The organism is Comamonas terrigena NBRC 13299 (assembly GCF_006740045.1).
Lineage (GTDB): Bacteria > Pseudomonadota > Gammaproteobacteria > Burkholderiales > Burkholderiaceae_C > Comamonas > Comamonas terrigena.
On the sequence record NZ_AP019749.1, the window covers coordinates 1203006 to 1226744 of the forward strand.

General features: G+C 64.6%; 23 protein-coding genes. 16 read left to right on the forward strand and 7 right to left on the reverse strand.

Going from position 1 to position 23739, the window contains the following annotated elements; genetic code table 11:
- Nucleotides 1-7 precede the first annotated feature (7 nt).
- The 8 genes from CT3_RS05570 (at nucleotide 8) to CT3_RS05605 (ending at nucleotide 7439) form a co-directional block, all read left to right on the forward strand.
- Nucleotides 8-325: a DUF2818 family protein gene (locus tag CT3_RS05570; protein ID WP_066539299.1), complete on the forward strand. Its 318-nt coding sequence runs from the start codon at nucleotides 8-10 to the stop codon at nucleotides 323-325.
- 29 nt (nucleotides 326-354) lie between these two features.
- A complete protein-coding gene (locus CT3_RS05575) occupies nucleotides 355-834 on the forward strand; it encodes a DUF1178 family protein (protein WP_066539297.1) in 480 nt (159 codons plus the stop codon).
- A gap of 373 nt (nucleotides 835-1207) precedes the next feature.
- Nucleotides 1208-1978 carry an ABC transporter ATP-binding protein gene (locus tag CT3_RS05580; RefSeq protein WP_066539296.1) on the forward strand — a complete coding sequence of 257 codons (771 nt, stop codon included), beginning with the start codon at nucleotides 1208-1210 and terminating at the stop codon, nucleotides 1976-1978.
- Between the two features lie 148 nt (nucleotides 1979-2126).
- Nucleotides 2127-2846 (forward strand): ABC transporter ATP-binding protein, encoded by a 720-nt coding sequence (locus CT3_RS05585; protein WP_066539530.1) that lies wholly within the window; start codon nucleotides 2127-2129, stop codon nucleotides 2844-2846.
- Nucleotides 2847-2950: 104 nt separating this feature from the next.
- Nucleotides 2951-4150: an ABC transporter substrate-binding protein gene (locus CT3_RS05590; protein WP_066539295.1), complete on the forward strand. Its 1200-nt coding sequence runs from the start codon at nucleotides 2951-2953 to the stop codon at nucleotides 4148-4150.
- An 82-nt stretch (nucleotides 4151-4232) separates the two neighbouring features.
- Complete coding sequence (locus tag CT3_RS05595) at nucleotides 4233-5426, forward strand: ABC transporter substrate-binding protein (protein ID WP_066539294.1); 1194 nt, start codon at nucleotides 4233-4235, stop codon at nucleotides 5424-5426.
- A 120-nt stretch (nucleotides 5427-5546) separates the two neighbouring features.
- The gene (locus tag CT3_RS05600; RefSeq protein WP_066539293.1) at nucleotides 5547-6431 is read left to right on the forward strand and encodes a branched-chain amino acid ABC transporter permease; all 885 of its coding nucleotides are present in this window, start codon (nucleotides 5547-5549) and stop codon (nucleotides 6429-6431) included.
- Nucleotides 6432-6446: 15 nt separating this feature from the next.
- Nucleotides 6447-7439: a branched-chain amino acid ABC transporter permease gene (locus CT3_RS05605; protein ID WP_066539292.1), complete on the forward strand. Its 993-nt coding sequence runs from the start codon at nucleotides 6447-6449 to the stop codon at nucleotides 7437-7439.
- Nucleotides 7440-7642: 203 nt separating this feature from the next.
- On the opposite strand, the gene CT3_RS05610 is transcribed toward CT3_RS05605, so the two are convergent.
- Nucleotides 7643-8845, reverse strand: coding sequence for a lipocalin-like domain-containing protein (locus CT3_RS05610; protein ID WP_066539291.1), 1203 nt, complete (start codon nucleotides 8843-8845; stop codon nucleotides 7643-7645).
- Nucleotides 8842-9936, reverse strand: coding sequence for a PLP-dependent cysteine synthase family protein (locus tag CT3_RS05615; RefSeq protein WP_098066341.1), 1095 nt, complete (start codon nucleotides 9934-9936; stop codon nucleotides 8842-8844). Before CT3_RS05615 ends, CT3_RS05610 begins: the two co-directional genes overlap by 4 nt.
- A gap of 158 nt (nucleotides 9937-10094) precedes the next feature.
- Between CT3_RS05615 and CT3_RS05620 the strand changes: the two genes are divergently transcribed.
- Together CT3_RS05620 and CT3_RS05625 are read left to right on the forward strand one after the other, a co-directional pair.
- Nucleotides 10095-10736 (forward strand): DUF924 family protein, encoded by a 642-nt coding sequence (locus CT3_RS05620; RefSeq protein WP_066539285.1) that lies wholly within the window; start codon nucleotides 10095-10097, stop codon nucleotides 10734-10736.
- A gap of 383 nt (nucleotides 10737-11119) precedes the next feature.
- Nucleotides 11120-11350, forward strand: coding sequence for an HP1242/YdcH family protein (locus tag CT3_RS05625; RefSeq protein ID WP_066539529.1), 231 nt, complete (start codon nucleotides 11120-11122; stop codon nucleotides 11348-11350).
- Between the two features lie 270 nt (nucleotides 11351-11620).
- Here the strand turns inward: CT3_RS05625 and CT3_RS05630 are convergent, their stop codons facing one another.
- The 4 genes from CT3_RS05630 to CT3_RS05645 all read right to left on the reverse strand — a co-directional run bounded on the left by CT3_RS05630 (nucleotide 11621) and on the right by CT3_RS05645 (nucleotide 16036).
- Nucleotides 11621-12730, reverse strand: coding sequence for an acyltransferase family protein (locus tag CT3_RS05630; RefSeq protein ID WP_066539284.1), 1110 nt, complete (start codon nucleotides 12728-12730; stop codon nucleotides 11621-11623).
- Between the two features lie 579 nt (nucleotides 12731-13309).
- Complete coding sequence (locus tag CT3_RS05635; protein ID WP_066539283.1) at nucleotides 13310-14218, reverse strand: transporter substrate-binding domain-containing protein; 909 nt, start codon at nucleotides 14216-14218, stop codon at nucleotides 13310-13312.
- 224 nt (nucleotides 14219-14442) lie between these two features.
- Entirely contained in the window at nucleotides 14443-15276 is an 834-nt protein-coding gene (locus tag CT3_RS05640; protein WP_066539282.1) for a tRNA-uridine aminocarboxypropyltransferase, read from the reverse strand.
- A gap of 148 nt (nucleotides 15277-15424) precedes the next feature.
- A complete protein-coding gene (locus CT3_RS05645) occupies nucleotides 15425-16036 on the reverse strand; it encodes a class I SAM-dependent methyltransferase (RefSeq protein ID WP_066539280.1) in 612 nt (203 codons plus the stop codon).
- Nucleotides 16037-16540: 504 nt separating this feature from the next.
- Here CT3_RS05645 and CT3_RS05650 point away from each other — a divergent pair.
- The gene (locus tag CT3_RS05650) at nucleotides 16541-17518 is read left to right on the forward strand and encodes a Bug family tripartite tricarboxylate transporter substrate binding protein (RefSeq protein WP_083520524.1); all 978 of its coding nucleotides are present in this window, start codon (nucleotides 16541-16543) and stop codon (nucleotides 17516-17518) included.
- A gap of 463 nt (nucleotides 17519-17981) precedes the next feature.
- Nucleotides 17982-18596: a PadR family transcriptional regulator gene (locus tag CT3_RS05655; protein WP_083520543.1), complete on the forward strand. Its 615-nt coding sequence runs from the start codon at nucleotides 17982-17984 to the stop codon at nucleotides 18594-18596.
- Between the two features lie 72 nt (nucleotides 18597-18668).
- Here CT3_RS05655 and CT3_RS05660 read toward each other — a convergent pair whose 3' ends face one another.
- Entirely contained in the window at nucleotides 18669-19586 is a 918-nt protein-coding gene (locus CT3_RS05660) for a LysR family transcriptional regulator (protein WP_066539274.1), read from the reverse strand.
- A gap of 156 nt (nucleotides 19587-19742) precedes the next feature.
- Between CT3_RS05660 and CT3_RS05665 the strand changes: the two genes are divergently transcribed.
- The 4 genes from CT3_RS05665 (at nucleotide 19743) to CT3_RS05680 (ending at nucleotide 23635) form a co-directional block, all read left to right on the forward strand.
- Entirely contained in the window at nucleotides 19743-20453 is a 711-nt protein-coding gene (locus CT3_RS05665; protein WP_066539272.1) for a pirin family protein, read from the forward strand.
- A 76-nt stretch (nucleotides 20454-20529) separates the two neighbouring features.
- Nucleotides 20530-21228 carry a hydrolase gene (locus tag CT3_RS05670; RefSeq protein WP_066539270.1) on the forward strand — a complete coding sequence of 233 codons (699 nt, stop codon included), beginning with the start codon at nucleotides 20530-20532 and terminating at the stop codon, nucleotides 21226-21228.
- Between the two features lie 114 nt (nucleotides 21229-21342).
- Nucleotides 21343-21627 carry a XapX domain-containing protein gene (locus CT3_RS05675; protein ID WP_066539268.1) on the forward strand — a complete coding sequence of 95 codons (285 nt, stop codon included), beginning with the start codon at nucleotides 21343-21345 and terminating at the stop codon, nucleotides 21625-21627.
- 112 nt (nucleotides 21628-21739) lie between these two features.
- Nucleotides 21740-23635 carry an amidohydrolase gene (locus CT3_RS05680; RefSeq protein ID WP_066539266.1) on the forward strand — a complete coding sequence of 632 codons (1896 nt, stop codon included), beginning with the start codon at nucleotides 21740-21742 and terminating at the stop codon, nucleotides 23633-23635.
- Nucleotides 23636-23739 lie beyond the last annotated feature (104 nt).

Sequence of the window (23739 nt, forward strand, 5' to 3'; positions counted from 1 at the left end):
TCGAAGCGTGACCCAAACTGCTTCTATCTGGCTCGTGATATTGGCTGCCCTTGTGGCAGCCAATTTGCCTTTTCTGAATGAACGCTGGCTGCTGGCCGGCCCCGTGGCCCGTGGTCATGCCAAGCCCTTCTGGGGGCGACTGCTGGAACTGTTCCTGCTGTACCTGCTGGTCGGTGGCCTGGCACTGGCGCTGGAAAAGCGTGCCGGCCAGATCTACCCGCAGGGATGGGAGTTCTATGCCGTGACCGGCGCGCTGTTCCTGACGCTGGCGTTTCCTGGCTTTGTCTACCGCTATCTGGGACAACGCCGCCGCACCCAGGCCTGAGCCGGCCTGCGTGTGCTGAGGAGGGCGACATGAAGGTCTTGGATCTGCGCTGCGAGCAAGGGCATCTGTTCGAAGGCTGGTTCGGCTCGGAAGACGATTTCCAAAGCCAGCTGGCCCGGGATCTGATTGCCTGCCCCGTGTGCAGCAGCGTACGCATCCACAAAGGCCTCAGCGCCCCGCGCCTGAACCTGGGCGCAGCCACCGCACCCAGTACGCCCGGCGCACCGGCAGCGCCGGCTGCTGCGGCGTCATCCACACCTCTTGTCCCGGAAGACCGCCTGCGGGCCGTGCAAGCGGCCTGGCTGCAGATGAGCCGCCGTATCGTGCAGCAGACCGAGGATGTCGGTGCCCAATTCGCCGACGAGGCGCGGCGCATCCACCGGGGCGAGGTGGAGGAGCGCGGCATCCGCGGCCAGGCCACACCGCGCGAGGCGCTGGAACTGCTGGAAGAGGGCATCGGCGTGCTGCCGCTGGCCGTGCCGGATACGTCCAAAGAGACCTTGCAATAAGGCCTGCAGTCCGCATTGCGGGTTCCACTGTGCAAAACGCTCCCTTGGTGGAGCGTTTTTTTATGCCCGCAGCGCGCAGGAAAGCTGCGCCGGGCTGTGCTAACTGACAGAAAGCTGCCGAACTTGTGGCTGGGCGACAGAGCCGGTTATCCCATCGGTGCTTGAATATTCTTCTAACACCTTGTATTTGCAGTGAATTTTTGATTCGTTGGCTGTCTAGGGTTTGTGCTTAGGTTGTAAGTCTTACGCATTAGCCCCAGTGCGGTCACAGAGGGGCCTACGTAGGATGCGCTGCAACATAAGAACATGGATGGTGCGGCCTGGAGACAAGCCACAAGCAGCACTATCCCAACCTTGAAGTGGGACTGCAGCGATGAGCGATGTCATTCTCGAAACCCGGAACCTGACCAAGGAGTTCAAGGGTTTCACTGCCGTGAGCAACGTCAATCTGGACGTTCAGCGCGGCAGCATTCATGCCCTGATCGGGCCCAACGGGGCAGGCAAAACCACGTGTTTCAACCTGCTGACCAAGTTTCTGGTGCCCACCTCGGGCACCATCAAGTTCAACGGCGTGGACATTACCGGCGAGGCGCCGGCGCAGATTGCACGCCGTGGCGTGATCCGCTCGTTCCAGATTTCGGCGGTGTTCCCGCACCTGACGCTGATGGAGAACGTGCGCATCGGCCTGCAACGCCAGCTGGGCACGGAATTCCATTTCTGGCGCAGCGAGAAGTCGCTGGACAAGCTCAACACCCGCGCCATGGAACTGCTCACCGAAGTGGGCCTGGAAGACCTGGCCGATGAAGTGACGGTGAACCTGCCTTACGGCCGCAAGCGCGCGCTGGAAATCGCCACCACCTTGGCCATGGAGCCCGAGCTGATGCTGCTGGATGAGCCCACCCAGGGCATGGGCCACGAAGACGTGGACCGCGTCACCCAGCTGATCAAGAAGGTCTCGGCCGGCCGCACCATCCTGATGGTGGAGCACAACATGAAGGTGATCTCCTCCATCGCCGACCGCATCACCGTGCTGCAGCGCGGCGCGGTGCTGGCCGAAGGTCCGTATGAAGAGGTCTCGAAGAATCCGCAGGTGATGGAAGCCTATATGGGCACCACCGACGGCCAACTGCAGGGCGCGCACTGATGGCTGCCATGCTGCGCCGCTTTGCGCCTTCCCCCCAAGGGGACGGCCGCTGTGCGGCAGAAGGTGCCTTGCTCGACGCCACGCAACTGGCGCGTGCCGGTTGTGCACGCCGCGCCCGGTGCGCGGTGCTTTGAAGAGATACGCAATGATGAACAACACAACAACTCCGGCGCTGGAGATCCGTGGCCTGGAAGCCTGGTACGGCGAATCCCATGTGCTGCACGGTGTGGACATCGTGGTCCAGCCGGGTGAAGTGGTGACGCTGCTGGGCCGCAATGGCGCGGGCCGCACCTCCACCATGCGTGCCGTGATGGGGCTGACGGGCAGCCGCAAAGGCTCGATCAAGATCAACGGCCAGGAAACCATCCACCTGCCCACCCACAAGATTGCGCACCTGGGCGTGGGTTACTGCCCCGAAGAGCGCGGCATTTTCTCCAGCCTGTCGTGCGAAGAGAACCTGATGCTGCCGCCGCCGCTGAAGACCGGCGAAAAAGGCATGAGCGTGGAGGAAATCTACGAGATGTTCCCCAACCTTGCCGAGCGCCGCCACAGCCAGGGCACGCGCCTGTCGGGGGGCGAGCAGCAGATGCTGGCCGTGGCCCGCATTCTGCGCACCGGTGCACGGCTGCTGCTGCTCGATGAAATCTCGGAAGGGCTGGCGCCCGTGATCGTGCAGGCACTGGCCCGCATGATCACCATGCTGCGCAGCAAGGGCTACACGGTGGTGATGGTGGAGCAGAACTTCCGCTTTGCCGCACCGCTGGCCGACCGCTTCTATGTGATGGAGCATGGCTCCATCGTCGAACGTTTCGAATCTGCGCAATTGCAGGAAAAGATGTCCGTGCTCAATGAGCTGCTGGGCGTATGAGTGTTTCTTGCACCGCAAGAGGCTAGGTAAAAAAGAGAGCTGCCAAGTGCGTGAAGCGTGCCGAGCAGCCTGAAATCAGCATAAATACAAGGAGACCGCAAACCATGCAGAATTTTTCGATGAAAGCCCTCGCTCTGGGTCTGGCCGCTGCAGGCCTGCTGGGTGTGAACGCCCAGGCGCAAGAGAAGGTGAAGATCGGCTTCATCACCGACATGTCCAGCAACTACGCGGACGTGGACGGCAAGAACGGTGCCATCGCCATCCAGATGGCGATCGATGACTTTGGCGGCAAGGTGCTGGGCAAGCCCATCGAGCTGCTGACCCAGGACCACCAGCACAAGCCCGACATTGCCGCCACCAAGGCGCGCGAATGGATCGACACCCAGAACCTGACCATGCTGCTGGGAGGCACCAATTCCGGCGTGGCCCTGGCCCTGGCCAAGGTGGCCAACGAGAAAAAACGCGTCTACATCAACAACGGTGCCGGTGCCTCGGCACTGACCAACGAGCAGTGCACCCCCTACACCGTGCACTACGCCTACGACACCGTGGCCCTGGCGAAGGGTACGGGCGCTGCCGTAGTGGAAAACGGCGGCAAGAGCTGGTTCTTCCTGACGGCGGACTATGCCTTCGGCCACTCGCTGGAGGCCGACACCGCTGCCGTGGTCAAGGCCAAGGGCGGCCAGGTGCTGGGCCAGGTGCGCCACCCGCTGAACGCCTCGGACTTCTCCAGCTTCCTGCTGCAGGCACAGAACTCCAAGGCCCAGATCCTGGGTCTGGCCAACGCCGGCGGTGACACCATCAACGCCATCAAGGCGGCGCGCGAGTTCGGCATCAACAAGACCATGAAGATGGCCGGCCTGCTGGTGTTCCTGACCGACATCCACTCGCTGGGCCTGAAAAACACCGAAGGCCTGCTGCTGACCACCAGCTGGGACTGGAACCTGAACGACGAAACCCGTGCCTTCGGCAAGAAGTTCATGGCCAAGACCAAGCGCATGCCCACCGATGTGCAGGCTGCCAACTACTCGGCCGTCACCAACTACCTGAAGGCCCTGGAAAAGTCCGGCACCACCGATGCCGACAAGGTCATGGCCACGCTCAAGAGCACGCCGCTGAAGGACTTCTACGGCCAGGGCGTGATCCGTCCCGATGGCCGCTATGCCCACGACATGTACCTGATGCAGGTCAAGTCGCCCAAGGAATCCAAGGAAGCCTGGGACTACTACAAGGTGGTCACCAAGCTGTCGGCCGACCAGGTGTGGACCACCAAGGCAGACAGCAAGTGCGCTCTCTGGAAGTAAGGCCCACGCGCCGGGCCGTCTGAAGGACGGTCCGGCAGCGGGCGCAGTGTTCGATCGGTAGACCCCTATGAGGAGACAGGCGATGAAGCACAAGCTCGGTAAGTTGGCATTGGCGCTGTGCGCCGCAGGTGTGGCAGTGGGCGCGGCTGCGCAGGAGAAGGTCAAGATCGGTTTCGTGACCGACATGTCCAGCCTGTACGCGGACGTGGAAGGCAAGAACGGCGCGCTGGCCATGCAGATGGCCATCGACGACTTTGGCGGCAAGGTGCTGGGTCAGCCCATCGAGCTGATGAGCGCCGACCACCAGAACAAGGCCGACATCGCAGCCTCCAAGGTGCGCGAGTGGGTGGACACGCAAGGCATCACGCTGATCATGAGCGGCACCAACTCGGGCACGGCCCTGGCGGTGGCGCAGGTGGCCAACGAGAAGAAGCGCGTGCACATCAACAACGGCGCGGGCTCCTCGGCCCTGACCAACGAGCAGTGCAATCCCTACACCATCCACTACGCCTACGACACCGTGGCCCTGGCCAAGGGCACCGGCGCGGCGGTGGTGGAGCGGGGCGGCAAGGACTGGTTCTTCCTGACGGCGGACTATGCCTTCGGGCAGGCGCTGGAAGCCGACACCACCAAGGTGGTGCTGGCCAAGGGCGGCAAGGTGCTGGGCTCGGTCAAGCACCCGCTCAATGCCTCGGACTTCTCCAGCTTCCTGCTGCAGGCGCAGAACTCCAAGGCCCACATCCTGGGCCTGGCCAATGCCGGCGGTGACACCATCAACGCCATCAAGGCGGCGCGCGAGTTCGGCATCAACAAGACCATGAAGACCGCCGGTCTGCTGGTGTTCCTGACCGACATCCACTCGCTGGGCCTGAAGAACACCGAAGGTCTGCTGCACACCACCAGCTGGTACTGGGACATGAACGATGCCTCGCGTGCTTTCGCCAGCAAGTTCATAGCCAAGACCAAGCGCATGCCCACCGATGTGCAGGCGGCCGACTACTCGGCGGTGATGAACTACCTCAAGGCCGTGCAGGCCGTGAAGACCACCGACCCGGACAAGGTCATGGCCTACCTGAAGAGCACGGAGCTGAACGACTTCTACGCCAAGGGCCGCATCCGTCCTGACGGTACCTATGCCCACAACATGTACCTGGTGGAAGTGAAGGCGCCCAAGGAATCCACCAAGCCCTGGGACTATCTGAAAGTGCTGCAGACCCTGCCGGCCGACCAGGTGTGGACCACCAAGGCCGAAACCAAATGTGCGCTCTGGAAATAAGCCGCAGCCGCCGCGCCTGAGTGCCTAGGCACCCAGGCTGCGGTCCGGTCCTGTGCCCTGCGGGCGCGGGGCCGGCGCCACCAGGGCATCCCCCCTCTTTTCCCTTTTGTGTCGTTTCCCATGGAAATCTTCGGTGTGTCATTGCCGGGCCTGATGAGCCAGCTGTTGCTGGGGCTCGTCAACGGCTCGTTTTACGCGATCCTGAGCTTGGGCCTGGCCGTGATCTTCGGTCTGCTCAACGTGATCAACTTTGCGCACGGCGCGTTGTTCATGCTCGGGGCGATGGTCACCTGGATGGCCATGAACTATTTCGAGATCAACTACTGGGTCATGCTGATTGCGGCCCCGTTCATCGTCGGGCTGTTCGGTGTGTTCATCGAGCGGTTCCTGCTGCGCTGGATCTACAAGCTCGACCACCTCTACGGCCTGCTGCTGACGCTGGGGCTGTCGCTGCTGATCGAAGGCGTGTTCCGCTCCGTCTACGGCGTCTCGGGCCTGGGTTACGACACCCCCGAAGCCCTGACCGGCGCCACCGACCTGGGCTTCATGATGCTGCCCAACTACCGCGCCTGGGTGGTGGTGGCCTCGCTGGTGGTGTGCGTTGCCACCTGGTATGTGATTGAAAAGACACGCATCGGCGCCTACCTGCGCGCCGGCACCGAAAACCCGCGCCTGGTGGAAGCCTTCGGCGTCAACGTGCCGGTGATGATCACGCTGACCTACGCCTTCGGCGTGGGCCTGGCCGCCTTTGCCGGCGTGCTGGCCGCACCGGTCTACCAGGTCACGCCGCTGATGGGGCAGAACCTCATCATCGTGGTGTTCGCCGTGGTGGTGATTGGCGGCATGGGCTCCATCATGGGCTCCATCCTCACCGGTCTGGGCCTGGGCGTGATCGAAGGCCTGACCAAGGTCTTCTGGCCCGAAGCTTCGTCCACCGTGGTGTTCTTCATCATGGTCATCGTTCTCCTGATCCGCCCCGCCGGCCTGTTCGGCAAAGAAAAGTAAGCAGGGGCCAGCCACATGAACTCCAAGAAACTCGCTTTTACTGGCTACGGCCTGCTGCTGCTCGGCCTGATCGTGGCCCCCTTCTTCGGGGCCTACCCGGTGTTCGTGATGAAGCTGATGTGCTTCGCACTGTTCGCCTCGGCCTTCAACCTGCTGCTGGGCTACACCGGCCTGCTGTCCTTCGGCCACGCGGCCTTTCTGGGCGGTGCGGCGTACGTGGCCGGCTATTCCATCAAGGCCTGGGCGTTCACGCCCGAGCTGGGCCTGATCCTGGGCACGCTGGCCGGGGCCTTCATCGGTCTGGTCGCTGGCTGGCTGGCCATCCGGCGCCAGGGCATCTATTTCTCGATGATCACGCTGGCGCTGGCGCAGATGCTGTTCTTCGTCTTCCTGCAAGCCAAGTTCACCGGAGGGGAAGACGGCCTGCAAGGCGTGCCGCGCGGCAAGCTGTTTGGCGTGATCGACCTGTCCAGCGACCTGACCATGTACTACGTGGCCCTGGTGATCGTGGCGCTGGCCTTCCTGCTGATCGTGCGCACCGTGCACTCTCCGTTTGGCCAGGTGCTCAAGGCCATCAAGGAGAACGAGCCGCGCGCCATCTCGCTGGGTTATGACGTGCACCGCTTCAAGCTGCTGGCCTTTGTGCTGTCGGCCGCACTGACCGGTCTGGCCGGTGCGCTCAAGACCGTGGTGCTGGGTTTTGCCACCTTGTCGGACGCGCACTGGACCACCTCCGGTCACGTGATCCTGATGACGCTGATGGGCGGCCTGGGCACGCTGTCCGGCCCCATCGTCGGCTCGGCCGTGGTGGTGGCTCTGGAAAACAAGATCGGTGACTTTGGCAGCTTCCTGGCCAAGCTCACCGGCGTGGAATGGTTCTCCACGCTGGGTGAATCGGTGACCATCGTCACCGGCCTGATCTTTGTGATCTGCGTGCTGGCCTTCCGCCGCGGCATCATGGGTGAAATCATTGCCTGGCTGACCCGCCGCAAGAACGGGACCGCGTGATGCGGTGAAGCATTGCTGAAGGCCCTGCGGGCCTTTGCCATGAAAACGCCACGCACTCCGGTGCGTGGCGTTTTGCTTTGGGCGCAGGTGTCGGGGCGTTGGGGCCTGCGGGCCGATGAGTTCCGTGGCGCTGCATGCCGGCGCATGTACGTGGGCAGCAGGGGGACAACCGCGGCCCAACGGTGTCTAGCCCGGCGAGGCCGTCACATCCTCAGCCGGCTGGCATACCCCGTCATTTCCAGGTAGCCCCGGCCCACCAGCGGCAGCTGGTCGTCCAGCGCATCGCCCCCAGGGGGCAGTTGCAGCAGATCGCTCAGCCCCTCCCAGTACACGGCGCCGGTGGTGGCGCGGCTGTCCAGTTCCTGGGCGGCCACCTGAGCGCGCACCACATAGCGCCGGCCGGGCGTGTCCACGCGCCAGCGCACGGGGTAGCGGGCCTGGCTGGCCGGGCTGGTCCACCAGGCCAGCGGGGTGAACTGCACCTCCTGGTCGGCAAACACCTGCGGACTGGCACCGGGTGCGCGCAGCGAGCCGCCGCCCCACAGGGCCGAGCCATCGTGTCGGCGCAGGTGAAAGGCAGTGAGGGCGCTGCCGTCGGCCAGGTTCATGCCGATCCAGTCCCAGCCTTCGGCCTCGGGGTGCATCAGCGCCGTGCTGCACTCGTGGTCCAGCCAGGCACGGTTGTGCAGTGCCGTGGTGGCGTTGGCGGGCACGGGGTCGATGGCCAGCTTCTGGCCGCGCACGGTGATGTGGCCGCTCACGGCCAGTTGGGGCTGGCTGTAGTAGTAGCTGGCCTGCTCCGGCAGCGGGCCTTTGCGGGATAGGCCGCCCCGGCCCTGCAGCAGCACCGGCTGGGTGGTGGCCAGCTCCAGCTCCAGCGCAAAGTCGGCGGCCTGCAGCTTGGCGCTGTAGCGGCTGGCCTGTGCGGCGCTCTGGCCGGGGACAGGCTGGCGGGCCAGGCGCCAGTCCTGGATGTGCACGGACGTGTCGTCCAGCGCCGCCTCGGCCAGGCCAAAGCCGGCGCGCGCCATGCGCTGGTCGTGCAGCAGCACCTGGCCCTGCACATCACACAGCGCCACATGGGCGAACAGCAACTGCTGGGCGGCAAAGGCGGAACGCAGGCCCTGTGCCGCGTCCACCCGACTGCGGAAGAACGTCAGCTGAAAACCCCAGGGCCGCCCGCCGGCCTGCACATGGCCGGTGATGTACCACCATTCGGTGCCCAGATCGGGGTGGCTGCCAAAGTCGCGCGGAAAAGCCAGTGTCCTGGGTGGCAGGGCCCAGGCGCTGGACAGGGGCAGCAGCGTGCCGGTGCCTCCCAGCAACCCCAGTGCACCCAAGGTGCGCAGTGCATGGCGGCGGGGCAGGGACGGCGCGGTCGGCGCAAGAGGGGGCCGCACGCTCATACCCAGCGCTGCACCTGGCCCTGGCGGTCCAGCAACTGCTGCAGCCGGGCCAGTGCCGGGGCCACATCGCCCAGTTGCTGTTGCACCCACTGCGCATCGTGGTAGGTACACAGATAGCGTTCGCCGGCATCGCACAGCAGCGACAGGATGGAGCCCTGTTCACCGCGGTCGCGCATGTCGCAGGCCAGGCGCAGCATGGCCACCAGATTGGTGCCGGTGGACGGGCCCACGCGCCGCCCCAGCAACTGGCCCAGCAACTGCATGGCGGCGATGGATGCCAGGTTGTCCACTTCTTCCATGCGGTCCACCAGCGAGGGAATGAAGCTGGGCTCCACACGCGGGCGGCCGATGCCTTCGATGCGCGATCCGCAGGCGGTGAGCGTGGCATCCCCGGTGCGGTGGTAGGCGGAAAACACGCTGCCTTCGGGGTCGGCCACACAGACCTGCGTGGAAAGGCTTTGGTAGCGCACCCAGCGGCCGATGGTGGCGCTGGTGCCGCCGGTGCCTGCGCCCACCACAATCCAGCGCGGCACCGGGTGGCGTTCGCGTTGCATCTGGCTGAACATGCTTTGCGCGATATTGTTGTTGCCGCGCCAGTCGGTGGCCCGCTCGGCATAGGTGAACTGGTCCATGTAGTGGCCGCCGGTGTCGTGCGCGATGGTGCGGGCTGCGTCATAGACCTCGGCCGCGCTGTCCACGAAATGGCAGCGCCCGCCGTGGAATTCGATCTGCGCCACCTTCTCGGCCGAGGTGCTGCGCGGCATGACCGCCACAAACGGCAGATCCAGCAGCCGGGCAAAGTAGGCCTCGCTGACGGCAGTGGAGCCGCTGGAGGCTTCCACAATCGTCGCGCCCTCGCGTATCCAGCCATTGCACAGCGCATACAGAAACAGCGAGCGCGCCAGCCGGTGTTTGAGGCTGCCGGTGGGATGGGTGGATTCGTCCTTCAGATACAGGTCGATGCCGCAGCGGGCAAAGCCGGGCAGGTTCAGCGGGATCAGGTGGGTGTCGGCACTGCGCTGGTAGTCGGCTTCGATGCGGGCGATGGCGTCGTGGAGCCAGCTGGTCGGGATGGGGAGAGCGGCTTGCATGGTGCCCATTGTGCAATGGGCGGGAGACCGATCCGGGCCAGACCGTTGGTGCAGTGCGGTAGTGCGGCATGCCGTGGCGCTATTGCGGACGTACTACCATGGTGTGCGGCCGCACAGACCGGCGGCATGCTCTCCGATACCGAAGAAAGGATATGGACATGGCTTTCACCCTGCATGTGGGCAACCCGCCGCTGGACCCCCGGCTGGCACAGGTGCTGGAGTACTGGCTGGGCGCCGAGCAGCCCACCGACGCCACGGCACTGGCGCGCAAGCAGCTGTGGTTCAGCAAGGATGAAGCCGTGGACGAGGAAATCCGCCACCGCTTTGGCGCCGTGATGCAGGAAGCCCTGAGCGGCCGCCTGAACGGCGATGCCGCCACCCCGCTGGGGCGGCTGGCGGTGATCATTGTGCTGGACCAGTTCATGCGCAACGCCCACCGTGGCACGCCCAAGAGCTTTGCCGGCGATCCGCTGGCCTTGCAGCTGGCGCTGGAGGGCATTGCCCAGGGCCATGACACCGACGACCGCATTCCACCGGTGGCGCGCATCTTTTTCTACCTGCCGCTGGAGCATGCCGAGGATCTGGCCATGCAGCAGCACAGCGTGGTGGCCTTTGAGCAGCTGGCGCAGGAGGCGGGGCCCGCCACGCGCGATTTCTTTGCCGTCACCGCCGATTACGCCCACCGCCACCGCGACGTCATTGAACGCTTTGGCCGTTTCCCCCACCGCAATCCCATTCTGGGACGGGCGAGCACGGCCGAGGAAAAGGTCTACCTGGCCCAGCCCGGCGCGGGCTTCTAAGCACGGCCCGGCATCGCCCGTTCTCACAAGCCCTCGCAAGGACGTGGTACCGCAGTCGGGTGCATGCCCGCGCTGCGCTGCCTGGCGCGTGGTGCCACGCCTGCGGCATCTGGCTGGTGGTGTACTGCGGGGAATTCCGCCCAGGGGGTGCTCCTGGGACGGGCGTGCACACGGATAGCGGTTGGGTCACCTGCAGTCGGTGCAAGTGGATGATTTGAAAGTGTTTTGTGTTGTATCAACCACCCCGGCCGCACCTCGGGAATGGGCTGCCAGGGCGGCGATTGCTGGGTAAGATGAAACGGCAGCCCAGGTCAGTCTGTCCTTGGAATGCACCCGGGCCTGCACACCACCCCCCTCTCGCCGACCCAAGCAAAGGAGTGATGATGTTTCCTGAGTTTCGCGAACAGATTGCGGACATGCGCGCCAACGACCGCCATTTCAGCCGCCTCTTCGAACAGCACAATGCGCTGGACCATGAGATCAAGAACCTGGAAGACCGGCGTACGCCCAGTCTGCACACCCAGATTGAAAAGCTCAAAAAAGAAAAGCTGCTGATCAAGGAAAGGCTCTACACCATGCTCAAGGGCTGTGCCAACGGCACTGCACCTGCGTGAGGTGGTGCAGTGCCTGTAGCGCTGGCGCTGCGTGTCCCCTGCCCACCTGTGCACCGCGGTGCACAGGTGGGCAGGGGACACGGCCTTGCTGCGGCGCTGCCCTTGCCCGGTAGCCAGGGCTGGAGGCCAGTCTCCCTCCCGTGTGGGAGGCCGCATCTGCCCCAGGGCTGGCGCAAACGGGTCAACGCCCCATGAAAAAAGGCAGCTTTCGCAAGAAAGACTGCCTTTGTGTTATCTGCTTCCCGGTTCCTGGCCGGTGAAGGGGCGCGGTCAGCGGCCGCGTGGAGCGGTTTCCATGTTGGCAGCCTCCACCTTGCCCGCGTCGGCAGCCGTCTGTGGGTGACCTTGGGGTACGGCATCGCGGCGGCGCAGTGCCCAGCGCTCGATGGTGTAGAACGACAGGGCGGCCAGGGCCGTGGAGATGACAAAACCCAGCAGCACGGTGACCGGCCAGGCGAATTCCGCACGCAGCCAGCGCACCACCGGGTAGTGCCACAGGTAGATGCCGTAGGACAGCTTGCCGATGTAGACCAGCCAGGGCGCGGACAGCATCTCATAGACCAGTCCCTGGCCGGGCAGCACGGCCACCAGCACCACCAGAGCGGCCATTTCCACCACCGTCAGTCCCCATACCATGGGGCCCATATCGCCCCATTCCATGGCCATCAGCAGCGGCACGGCCAGCGGAATCCACATCAGGCGCGGCAAGTGCTGCTGCAGGCGATCCAGCAGCGGGTGGCGGTCCAGCACCAGGGCCGCCAGCAAGCTGCCCAGCAGCAGACCGGTGGTGCGGGTGTCAAAGCGGAAGAACACCGCATAGAACTCCTGACCCAGCAGCACCCACAGCACGCGCCAGGCCCAGCCCAGCACGAACAGGGCCGCAATCGCACGCCACAGCGTGCCCGGGCTGCTGCGGCGGGCCAGCCACAGCAGGGCGATGGGCCAGACCAGATAGAAATGTTCTTCCACCGACAGCGACCACATGTGCAGCAGCGTGTCCGGGCTGTCGAAGAAGGCAATGCCGTAATCGGCCAGGTACAGCAGCGACACCAGGGCATCGCTGTACACATCCTCCAGATCGGGCCAGACCAGGGGGGCCAGCAGCGCGTAGGCGGCCAGAAACACCGCCAGCGGGGGCATCAGACGGTAAAAGCGCCGGCGGTAGAACTCCCAGAAGTCGATGCGGCCCGTGGCCTGTATTTCCTTGAGCAGCAGCGAGGTGATCAGATAGCCGCTGAGCACGAAGAACAGGTCCACGCCAAAGAATGCGCCGTCAAACATGGGCGCATGGGCGTGGGACAGGATGACCAGCAGGATGGCGACCGCACGCAGTCCATCCAGTGCGGGGTTGTAGGCCAGCTTCAAGGGGTTCTGGGGCAAAACGCGGCACCTCCTCGGATCGGGCTCCGGGCCCGGTGTGCAAACAGACAAAGTGCAATCCTGCGCAATGCGTGCCATGGACTGCAGCGTGGCGCCAGGGACGCGGCGCCTCAAACAAGGTGTGGGGGTCCTGGTGCAGCATGTTCCGTACCCAGGGGCAGACAATCTGGACCTGTCCGTCTTCCCGCGCAGCGGCAGCGGATGGACATCCCACAGCGAAAGCGGGGCCTGGGCGGAGCGCGCCAGGAGGCTTTCACGGCATGCAGACTGAGTGCATGCGCAGCCCTGAAGTTCCGCTGTCCGGTATCCGGCACAGCCCGCAGGGGTGGGCGCATTCTAGCGGCAGCTCCCGGGCAATGTCGCTGGACTGTACGCAATGTGACAAACGAGACATTCCCGCAAGATGTGCTTGCAAGTGGCTGTGCCGCAAGAGATCGCTCGGCCGCCTGGGCCCTGCTGGGGTCCCAGACCCGGGCCCTGCGTTGGCACCCCGGGGGATGGCCTGCGTCCGGCGTTGGCGCAGGCATGGACCTGCCGTTCCAAAGGTTCGTGCCATCGAACCCAGGAACAAGCGCGCTGTCAGTGTGCCAGCGGCAGCTGCAGCTGTTCCAGCGGCGTGTCGTCGGGTTGGGCCAGCATGCGCTTGAGTGTCTCGCCCATGGGAAGGTTCAGGTTCACGTTCTTGGGCGGGATCGGCTGGGTGAACCATTTGGCGTAGAGCTGGTGGATCTCACCGTTCTTCATCATCTGGCGCAAGGCGGCATCCACGGCTTTTTTTACTTCCGGGTCGCGCCGGGTGAACTGGATGGCAATCGGCTCGGCGCCAATCACCTCGCCCACAATCTTCCAGCCCTGGGGGTTCTTGGACTGGGCGATCACGCCCGCCAGCAGGTTGTCGTCCAGCACAAAGGCATCGACGCGGCCGGCTTCGAGTTGCAGCATGCTTTCAAAATGGTCCTTGCCCATGCGGGTGTCGAACTGGATGCTGTGGGCATCGGCGTACTTGCGCAGAATCTGCACGGCCGTGGTGCCGGTGGTGGCAACCACTTTCTTGCCATTCAACTGCTGAAAGCTGGTGATGGGCGAATGGGCCGGCACGGCCATGCGGACCTCGCTCACATAGGTGGTCAGACCGAAGGCCACCTGCTCCTGGCGGCGCAGGGTATTGGTCATGCTGGCGCAGTTGAAGTCGGCCGTGCCGTTGTCGATCAACGGCATGGTGTTCTGGGCCGTCAGCACCATGTACTTCAGCCGGGCCTTGGGCGCGATGGCATGGATCACCTTCTGGCACAGCTCCAGGTGGTAGCCGGTGAAGGTTTCGTTGGCGTCCAGCGTATAGACCATGGGAGAGGCGCTTTCGCGCACGCCCACCACCACGGTGCCGCCGTCGCGCCATTTCTGCAGGGTGGCCGACGGGGCGGCATGGACAGACAAGGCACTGGCCGACAGGGCCAGCAGGGCGACAGACCCGGCAAACACAGAACGCATGGCAAAAAAAGGAGGCGCTACCGCGGCAGCGCCTCTCAAAGGAAGTTGGGGGGAGGGCGCCTATTCTTCCAGATGCTTCATGCCTTGCAGTGGAATGCTTATGCCCCCGGCAGCGCCGTCGCTTCGGGTGTGCCTGCCGACGCTGCCGGGAAATCACACATCTATGGATGGCAGGCGCCGCAGCGGCGTGCGCGGCCCGCGGATGCCCAGGCAGCCGTGGCTCTTCAGCCGGGCTGCCGTGCCACGGACTGCTGCAGCTGCCGGTGCGCCGGGCTGTGCAGATCGGCCGGCAACTGGTGTTTGGCCTGCAGGTAGTGGTGGGTGTAGACCTCCAGATACGCCTCCAGTGCCTGGCCGGCGCGCTGGTCGTACGGGTGACCGCTCAGCTCCAGGCACAGGGCCGCCACTTCGCTGGTGCAGAAATGGTCGTCGCGTTGGGAGCGGCGCAGGCGGTAGCGGCTGATCTGCTCGGGCTGCAGCCCCAGCACCGGAAAGCGATCCAGATAGGGGCTTTTGCGGAACATCTTGCGCGCTTCGGGCCAGGTGGCGTCCAGCAGGATGAACAGCGGCCTTCTGGCTGCAGCCGCACTGGCGGCTTCGCCGGTGTGGCCGGAAGGAGCCGATGGAGCGGGGGGCAGTGCCTGCACGGCGCGTTCGGGCGGTTGCACATATTCGCTGGGGAAGACCACATAGGGCTGCCACTGCGGGTCGGCCAGCAGGGCCTCCAGGGCCGGATCGATGGCGGTGCGCGCCCAGCCAAAGGCCCAGGTGGACTGCACCACATCGGCGATCAGCCAACCGGTGTTGCTGGGCTTGAGCGGCTCGGCGTCGTGCATCAGCAGACAAAAGCCGGCATGCGTGGGCAGATCGGGGCGCAGCGCACAGATGCAGTGGCTGGGCCGCAGGCGGCAGCCCTCGCAGCGTTCGCCCTTGGGGCCGCCCCGAGCCAGAAACGGTCGGGTGCTGCGCGCCAGTCGGGCGTCGCGCAGGCGGGCGACCGCATGGGGGGCTACCAGCGGCGGCGTGGTGGCGGAGGGACTGGCGTGCGGGGACGCCATGCAAGAGGACGGGTCAGAGGAAAACGGCACGCTCGCGATTGTCCGCGCAAAGCGGGCCGCACCGGCGCGCATGGGCATGGGGCAGTGCAGAGGCCACCACCGCGGGGGTGGGGGGCGTGCATGCCTGGGAAAGAAAGGAATGGAGCGTTCAGCCGCCCAGGCATTCCAGCTCGAACAGCGGCAGTTCGGCCTGGCGGCTCAGCCACACGCCGCCGCCCAGTTCCTTGCAAAAAGGCTGCAGGCCACGGCGGTACAGTTCGGCGCGGTGGCGGTACAGGCGGGGGTCGGTCAGCTCTTCGTCGATGATGTCGCGCTCATAGTCTTCGCGCGCCACGGCCTCGATGTACAGGCCCCCGCGGGTGAGACGGCCTAGATTGGCCAGGGCCTTCTTGAGGTCGGCTGGGTTCAGATAGGGCAGCACGCCCTGGCAGATCACCAGATCAAATGGCTGGCCGTCGGCCGGCTGCCAGTCCACCACCGAGCCCTGGGCCCAGCCATAGCGTTCGCACAGATAGCGGCTGAACTCCACGCCCTGGTAGCTGGCGCCAGGGAAATGCTGCTGCACCGCATCCCGCCACAGGCCGATGCCGCAGCCCACATCCAGCACGCGGTGCACGGGGACGCGCAGATACGCCAAGTACGAGCAGACAAACGTCCCCAGCCGCCGCGCGTGCTCGGGGTCGATCACGCTGGTTTTCTTGTCGAAGTAAAAGCGCTGGTAGTACGCCTCGTCAAACCACTCGCCGCTTGCTGATTGCACGCAGTCTCCTTTGCTGAAGCGCCCATGCGCTGTGGCGGCCGAGTATGGCCCAGGCCGTCACCATGCGTGGGGCGCTGCGGTATTGCGTACGGCACTGTCTGTGCAGGCTGCCGGGACGAGGGCGGAAGGCATGCACGGCCCCGGGATGGGGCAGACGGACGGGCGGCCGACCGGGATGCACGGGTTTGCCCGGAAATGGGGCAGGGAGCGGGTCAGGCCGGCCTGCGCAGACCGCAGGGTTCTGTCACAAAGAGCCGCTTGTACGCAGGTTTTGTGCATATTTGAAAAACAGTCTGCACGATTATATAGACTACCATAAAACCATTATTTATTCAATCTGATAAATACCTATGCGCATTTTCTGTGATGGAGAATGAAGCAGGTAATTTGTTCAGCAAAATCAGCCACCTGTCTGCACTGGGTGCTATTTGATTTATTGAAATCTGAATAATTTGAATATTCCCTGCAAGGCCTCGCCATTCAAAACTCCAAGGGATATTCAATATGTTTTCTCGTCGCCAATTCCTGGCCGCTGCTGCATTGCCAGCCGCCTTGCCGCTGGCACCCACGGCCTGGGCACAGTCCAATGTGGTGCGTCTGGTGGTGGGCTTTGCCGCCGGTGGTGCGGCCGATTTTGTGGCCCGCCAGCTGGCGCAGAATCTGCAGGCCGAACTGGGCGCCACCGTGGTGGTGGACAACCGTCCTGGTGCCGGCGGGCGCATTGCGGTGGATATGGCCAGGAACGCCAAGGCCGATGGCCTGACCCTGCTGGTCACACCCGGCTCCATCCTCACCATCTACCCCCATGTCTACGACAGGCTCAGCTACCAGCCGCTGCGCGACCTGGTGCCGGTGGCCAACCTCTGCGCCGTGCCCTACAGCGTGAACATCGGCCCCGGGGTGCCAGCTTCGGTCACCACGCTCAAGGAATTTGGCCAGTGGCTCAAGGCCCACCCGCAGCAGGCCAGCTACGGATCGCCCGGCGCCGGTACCACGCCGCACTTTCTGGGCGCCATGTTTGCCGCCAGCGCAGGCGTGGACTATCTGCATGTGCCCTACAAGGGCGGTTCGCTGGCGCTGCAGGACGTCATGGGCGGCCAGCTGACATCCAGCTTCAATGTGGTCAGCGAGGCCGTACCCCATGCCGCCAGCCCCAAGCTGCGCGTGCTGGCGGTCTCCAGCCCGCAGCGCATTGCCCAGTTGCCCAAGGTGCCGACATTTGCCGAACTGGGCATGAAGGAGCTGACCAGCCAGGAATGGATCGGTCTGCTGGCCCCCAAGGGCACCAAGCCCGAGGTGGCGGCCCGCCTGCACGATGCCGCCAACCGCGCCTTTGCCCAGCCGGCCGTGCAGAAGGCCCTGGCCGAAATGGCGTTTGGCGTGACCACCAGCACCCAGGCCGAATTTGCCCAGTTGCTCAAAGGGGACCTCGACAAATGGGGCCCCGTGGTGCGCAGCACGGGTTTCAAGGCCGAGGCCTGAGACGCTGGCGCGCAGCAGCGGAGCGCCTGCATAGACAGAAAATCAGGTATGACTTGCATGAAATATGCAACATGGTTATAATTCGTTCCGTTGTTTGCGCAAACAATGCTGATCTCACGCCAGCACGTCGGGCACCCGACGAGAAAAATACAAGTGACAGCTGCAGAGACGTTCTGCCGTAAAACGGTGATCGCGTAAGAGTCATCGTCCAATACTGAAAGCCCGTACCGGTTCGCCGCTGCGGGCTTTTTCACGTCTGATGCCCTGATTTCGATAGCAGCCTGCGCTGGTCCCGCCAACAAGAACAGACCAAAAGAGCGGCAGTCCTGCTTGGTGCCGGCTGCGGAAGAGGGCCGAGGGGGCGGCGTAAAGTGGTGTGAATTGCGTTGCCTGTGGTGCGAAGGGCCTTGAAATCTTTGTTTTAAAGATATATCTTAGATGCATCTTGACCGAGGAATTCACCATGCATCCCCATCCCCACCACGCTTTCCACAGCCCGCGCGGCATGCACCATGACGGCGGCGAAGGCGGCCGAGGACACGGCCGCGAACATGGCCATGGCGGCCCGCAGCATGGCCCGGGCGCGGAACGCCACCGCCGCGAGCGCATGTTCGAGGCCGGCGGTCTCAAGCTCATCGCCCTGCACCTGATCGCCCAGCAACCCAGCCACGGCTATGACGTGATCCGCGCCATTGGCGAGCTGGTCGGTGGCGACTACCAGCCCAGCCCCGGCACCATCTACCCCACCCTGAGCTATCTGGTCGACATGGGCCATGCGACCGCCACCGAAGTGGAAGGCGGCCGCAAGCGCTACGCCGTCACGCCCGAAGGCCAGGCCGCGCTGCAGGAGCAGGATGGCGCGCTGCAGCAGCTGCTGGCCCGTCTGGCCCACGGCAAGGACCGCGAAGCCCGCCAGCGCCCGGCCGGCCTGGTGCGTGCCATGGAAAACTTCAAGACGGCGCTGCGCCTGAAGACCCACGGCCAGCCCGGCGTGCCAGCGGCGCCGTTGACCGACGCCCAGGTAACGGCCATCGCAGCGATCCTGGACGAAGCCGCGTTGAAAATTGAAAAAGCCTGAAAGCCCGGGCAGGTCGCCGCCCGGTCCGGACGCCGTCCGGCTGTGCGTTCCTGCCACCGCAAGGGCTGTGGCCTATTGCCGCTCCGCCCAGGGCTCGTTCGGCAGGCAGGTTGCGACATAGTCGATGAACGCCTGCACCCGCGCTGGGCGGATGCGTCCCGGTGGCGTGAGGATGTGCAGCGCGATCGGGTCGGCCTGCCAGTCTTCCATCGCCACCTGCAACTGGCCTGACTGCAGCAGCGGCCAGACCAGGAATGCCGGTTGCAGTGCCAGTCCCATGCCTGCCAGCAGGGCGGGGGTCAGCGCCTCGGCATTGTTGGCGTGCAACTGGGCATGCACGACCTGGGTGAATTCGCCCTGCTGCGCATGGCGGAAGTGCCAGGGCGCACCATGGGGCGTGTGGCCGTAGTGCAGGGCGCGGTGTTGCCGCAGGTCGCTGGGATGCCGGGGGTGGCCATGGCGCTGAAAGTACGCCGGCGCACCGACCAGCAGCAGCCGCACCCGGCACAGCCGGCGGGCCAGCAGGCTGGAATCTTCCAGGTTGGCAATGCGCAGTGCCAGGTCAAAGCGTTCGGCAATCAGGTCCACCTGGGCATCGCTGAACTGGACCTGCAGATCCACGTCCGGATGCTGCAGCATGAAGCCCGGCAGCAGAGGGGCCAGCCGCGAGATGCCGAACGTCATGGGCGCCGCCACGCGCACCTGCCCGCGCAGGCTGGTGGCATGGTCCATGACTTCGGTTTCCACCGATTCACCTTCCTGCAGGATGCGGGTGGCGCGCTCCAGTGCGGCCTGGCCGGCATCGGTCAGCGCCACACGCCGCGAGGTGCGGTGCAGCAGCATGGTCTTGAGGCGGCTCTCCAGCCGGGAGATCGCTTTGGACACCGTGGCCTGCGACAGCGACAGCTCTTGCGCCGTGCGCGCGAATGAACCCGTTTCAGCCACCTTGGCAAAGATGGCCCAGGCTTCCAGATCCGGCAGTTTTTTCATGGGGTGGTAAGTCGCTGTAGGCCGACGCACTGTAAGACTGCAGGCCTCTGGATAGGGTATCGAAAAGTGAAAGCCAGATATTCGATAGCTGTCATCTCACTGCACATGCCGGGCAACTAGACTTTGCTCCACCATCGCGTCAGCAAAGGATGACACATGATTGAGCGTCGATCGTTGGACAGCCTGGGCGGGGCCAACCATGGCTGGTTGGATGCCAAGCACCATTTCTCGTTTGCCGACTACCATGACCCCAAGCGCATGCACTGGGGCAGTCTGCGGGTCTGGAATGACGATGCCATCCAGCCTGGCAGCGGCTTTCCCCCGCATTCGCACGGGGACATGGAAATCATCACCTATGTGCGCCAAGGTGCCATCACGCACGAAGACAACCTGGGCAACAAAGGACGCACGCCGGCGGGGGATGTGCAGGTCATGAGTGCCGGCAGCGGCATCACCCACGCCGAGTACAACCTGGAGCCGGGTGTCACCCGCATCTTCCAGATCTGGGTCATTCCCGACCGCCGGGGCGAGAAGCCGAGCTGGGGTAGCCAGGCCTTCCCCAAGGGCGACCGTGCGGGGGCATTTGTCACGCTGGCCAGCGGCATGGCGGGCGACCACGATGTGCTGCCACTGCGCACCGACGCACGTGTGCTGGGCGCCACCATCCCAGCCGGGGACAGCGTGGAATACCACTTTGCCCATGCCGACCGCTATGGCTATCTGGTACTGGCCACGGGGGCTGCCTCCGTCAACGGCGTGGACTTGCGCCAGCAGGATGGCGCGGCCATCCACGACGAAACCCGCATCCGGATCACTGCCAGCGAAGACACCGAAGTCGTGCTGGTTGACGCCGCCCCGCTGCCCTAGCCACAGCCCTGGCGCCTGCGCTTTCGCCGCTCTTTTTTCCTTCAACCCTGAATCCCTCAACCCGGAAGGCCTTGCCATGTCCCATCGCAATTACCTGGAAGTTCTGACCCCGCAAAACAGCCAGCTCATCTTCATCGATCAGCAGCCGCAAATGGCATTTGGTGTGCAGTCCATCGACCGCCAGACGCTGAAAAACAATGTGGTGGGCCTGGCCAAGGCGGCCAAGGTGTTCCATATTCCCGTGACCCTCACCACGGTGGAGACAGAAAGCTTCTCCGGCCACACCTATCCGGAGCTGCTGAGCGTGTTCCCCGACCACCCGCTGCTCGAGCGCAGCTCCATGAATTCCTGGGACGACCAGAATGTGCGCGATGCACTGGCCGCCAATGTGGCCAAGGGGCACAAGAAAATCATCGTCTCGGGCCTGTGGACCGAGGTCTGCAACAACACCTTTGCGCTGTCGGCCATGCACGATGCGGGCTACGAGATCTACATGGTGGCCGATGCGTCGGGCGGCACGTCGCTGGATGCACACAACTACGCCATGCAGCGCATGGTGCAAGCGGGTGTGGTGCCCGTGACCTGGCAGCAGGTGCTGCTGGAGTGGCAGCGTGACTGGGCCAAGCGTGACACCTACAACGCCGTGATGGACATCGTGCGCGAACACTCCGGGGCGTACGGCATGGGTGTGGATTATTGCTACACCATGGTGCACAAGGCGCCGGAGCGCGTGCAGCATGGCGGCACCATCGGCCCCAACCCCGCACAGTCCTGAGCCCGCAGCGGTTGCTGCGCTACCACCATCTCCGCCTGCTCCCTGCACCCTCCAGGGGGCAGGACACCGATTCCCATCCGCACCGGCCCGGGCTGGGTGCAGGGAGGTCCTTCCATGAAACTCTATGTGCTCTCGCTGGCAGCAGGTCTGCTGGTCGGTGTGGTCTACAGCCTGCTCCAGGTCCGCTCGCCTGCACCGCCCTTGGTGGCCCTGGTCGGTCTGCTGGGGATTTTGCTGGGCGAGCAGATCGTGCCCATAGGCAAGCAACTGCTGGCGGGCACGGCGTTCGGTACGGCATGCACCGCATGCCAGGCCGATGACCATGTCCTGGGGCAGCTGCCCGGTAAAAGCCGACCGACGGCCACGGCCACACCGCACGACGCCCACCCAGATTCCTGATCCATTCCCTTTCATGCCCACGCGCCGCACAGTCATCACCTCCGCAGCAGGCCTGGCGGCAGGCGGTATGCTGGGTTGTCGTTCGCTCCCCCATTCTTCGCAAGGACCCGCCATGCCCCACAGCCCCCCCGACGTCATCTTTCACAGCGGGCGGATCACCACGCTGAACAAGGGCCAGCCCGTTGCCCAGGCCGTGGCCGTCAAGGATGGCAAGTTCACCGCGGTGGGCACGGATGCCGAAGTGCTGGCCCTGGCAGGCAGTGGCACGCGCAAGATCGACCTGCAGCAACGCAGCGTGCTGCCCGGGCTTTGCGACAACCACACGCATGTAATCCGTGGCGGCCTGAACTACAACCTGGAGCTGCGCTGGGACGGCGTGCGTTCGCTGGCCGATGCCATGGCCATGCTCAAGGCCCAGGTCGCCAACACGCCCGCGCCGCAATGGGTGCGGGTGGTCGGCGGTTTCACCGAGCACCAGTTTGCAGAAAAACGTTTGCCTACGCTGGCGGAAATCAATGCGGTGGCCCCCGACACGCCGGTGTTTCTGCTGCACCTGTATGACCGCGCGCTGCTGAACGCTGCCGCATTGCGTGCCGTGGGCTACACCCGGGACACGCCCGAGCCCCCGGGCGGCGAAATCGTGCGCGACGCCAACGGCAACCCCCTGGGTCTGCTGCTGGCCAAACCCAATGCCACCATCCTCTACAGCACGCTGGCGCTGGGGCCCAAGCTGCCGTTCGACTACCAGCTCAACTCCACGCGCCACTTCATGCGCGAGCTGAACCGTCTGGGTGTGACAGGGGTGATCGATGCCGGAGGGGGCTCGCAGAACTACCCCGACGATTACCGCGTCATCGAACAGCTCGACAAGGACGGTCTGATCACCGTGCGCCTGGCCTACAACCTGTTCACGCAGAAGCCCAAGAAAGAGAAAGAGGACTTTTTGCAGTGGACGCAGAGCGTTCGCTACAAGCAGGGCAACGACTACTTCCGCCACAACGGTGCGGGCGAAATGCTGGTGTATTCGGCCGCGGATTTTGAAGATTTCCGCCAGCCCCGGCCCGACATGCCGCCTAACATGGAAGGCGAGCTGGAAGAGGTGGTGCGCATCCTGGTGCAGAACCGCTGGCCGTGGCGCCTGCATGCCACCTATGACGAGACCATCAGCCGTGCGCTCGACGTGTTCGAGAAGGTGCACCAGGAGTCGCCGATCAACGGCCTGAACTGGTTCTTCGACCATGCCGAAACCATTTCGGACCGGTCCATAGACCGCATTGCGGCGCTGGGCGGTGGCGTTGCCGTGCAGCACCGCATGGCCTACCAGGGCGAATACTTCATCGAGCGCTACGGCGCCCGGGCCGCCGAAGCCACGCCGCCCATCAAGAAGATTCTGGAAAAAGGCGTCAAGGTGTCCGCCGGGACCGACGCGACGCGGGTGGCTTCGTACAACCCCTGGGTGTCGCTGTCGTGGATGGTCACCGGAAAGACGGTGGGCGGCACCCCGATGTACCCCCAGCGCAATCTGCTCGATCGCGAAACCGCCCTGCGCATGTGGACCGAGAACGTGGCCTGGTTCAGCAACGAGGTGGACCAGCGCGGCCGCATCCAGGTGGGCCATTTTGCGGACCTGATCGTGCCGGACAAGGATTACTTCCAGGTGGCGGAGGACGAGATTTCTTTCCTGGTGTCCGACATGACGGTGGTGGGCGGGCGTGTGGTGTATGGCGCGGGCAACTTCCAGCAGCACGATGACAACCCGGTTCCCCCGGCCATGCCCGACTGGTCGCCGGTGCGCCGCTATGGTGGGTTTGCGGCCTGGGGCGACCCGGAGGGCGCGGGCCAGAACTCACTGAACCCCGCGCGCTACCGCCAGATGGCCGCCGCCTGTGGCTGCGGCACCAGCTGCGGCATGCACGGGCACCAGCACGCGAATTCCTGGGCATCGGACGTACCCACCTCCGACCCCAAGAGCTTCTTCGGGGCGCTGGGGTGTTCCTGCTGGCTTTGACCAGATGTGCCGTGCCGGCGCTGGCCGGTGTCGGCTTCGGTTTTCTGCATGGCCCGCCGGGCCGGGAGGGGCGATGAACAGTTCGGGAACTTGCTGTGCCGATC

Coding starts and splice junctions, on each gene's coding strand:
- CT3_RS05675 (WP_066539268.1), top strand. CDS start 21,343: ATGAAACTCTATGTGCTCTCGCTGGCAGCAGGTCTGCTGGTCGGTGTG.
- CT3_RS05610 (WP_066539291.1), bottom strand. CDS start 8,845: ATGAGCGTGCGGCCCCCTCTTGCGCCGACCGCGCCGTCCCTGCCCCGC.
- CT3_RS05625 (WP_066539529.1), top strand. CDS start 11,120: ATGTTTCCTGAGTTTCGCGAACAGATTGCGGACATGCGCGCCAACGAC.
- CT3_RS05575 (WP_066539297.1), top strand. CDS start 355: ATGAAGGTCTTGGATCTGCGCTGCGAGCAAGGGCATCTGTTCGAAGGC.
- CT3_RS05670 (WP_066539270.1), top strand. CDS start 20,530: ATGTCCCATCGCAATTACCTGGAAGTTCTGACCCCGCAAAACAGCCAG.
- CT3_RS05615 (WP_098066341.1), bottom strand. CDS start 9,936: ATGCAAGCCGCTCTCCCCATCCCGACCAGCTGGCTCCACGACGCCATC.
- CT3_RS05660 (WP_066539274.1), bottom strand. CDS start 19,586: ATGAAAAAACTGCCGGATCTGGAAGCCTGGGCCATCTTTGCCAAGGTG.
- CT3_RS05650 (WP_083520524.1), top strand. CDS start 16,541: ATGTTTTCTCGTCGCCAATTCCTGGCCGCTGCTGCATTGCCAGCCGCC.
- CT3_RS05590 (WP_066539295.1), top strand. CDS start 2,951: ATGCAGAATTTTTCGATGAAAGCCCTCGCTCTGGGTCTGGCCGCTGCA.
- CT3_RS05595 (WP_066539294.1), top strand. CDS start 4,233: ATGAAGCACAAGCTCGGTAAGTTGGCATTGGCGCTGTGCGCCGCAGGT.
- CT3_RS05620 (WP_066539285.1), top strand. CDS start 10,095: ATGGCTTTCACCCTGCATGTGGGCAACCCGCCGCTGGACCCCCGGCTG.
- CT3_RS05665 (WP_066539272.1), top strand. CDS start 19,743: ATGATTGAGCGTCGATCGTTGGACAGCCTGGGCGGGGCCAACCATGGC.
- CT3_RS05635 (WP_066539283.1), bottom strand. CDS start 14,218: ATGCGTTCTGTGTTTGCCGGGTCTGTCGCCCTGCTGGCCCTGTCGGCC.
- CT3_RS05580 (WP_066539296.1), top strand. CDS start 1,208: ATGAGCGATGTCATTCTCGAAACCCGGAACCTGACCAAGGAGTTCAAG.
- CT3_RS05600 (WP_066539293.1), top strand. CDS start 5,547: ATGGAAATCTTCGGTGTGTCATTGCCGGGCCTGATGAGCCAGCTGTTG.
- CT3_RS05680 (WP_066539266.1), top strand. CDS start 21,740: ATGCCCCACAGCCCCCCCGACGTCATCTTTCACAGCGGGCGGATCACC.
- CT3_RS05585 (WP_066539530.1), top strand. CDS start 2,127: ATGAACAACACAACAACTCCGGCGCTGGAGATCCGTGGCCTGGAAGCC.
- CT3_RS05605 (WP_066539292.1), top strand. CDS start 6,447: ATGAACTCCAAGAAACTCGCTTTTACTGGCTACGGCCTGCTGCTGCTC.
- CT3_RS05640 (WP_066539282.1), bottom strand. CDS start 15,276: ATGGCGTCCCCGCACGCCAGTCCCTCCGCCACCACGCCGCCGCTGGTA.
- CT3_RS05655 (WP_083520543.1), top strand. CDS start 17,982: ATGCATCCCCATCCCCACCACGCTTTCCACAGCCCGCGCGGCATGCAC.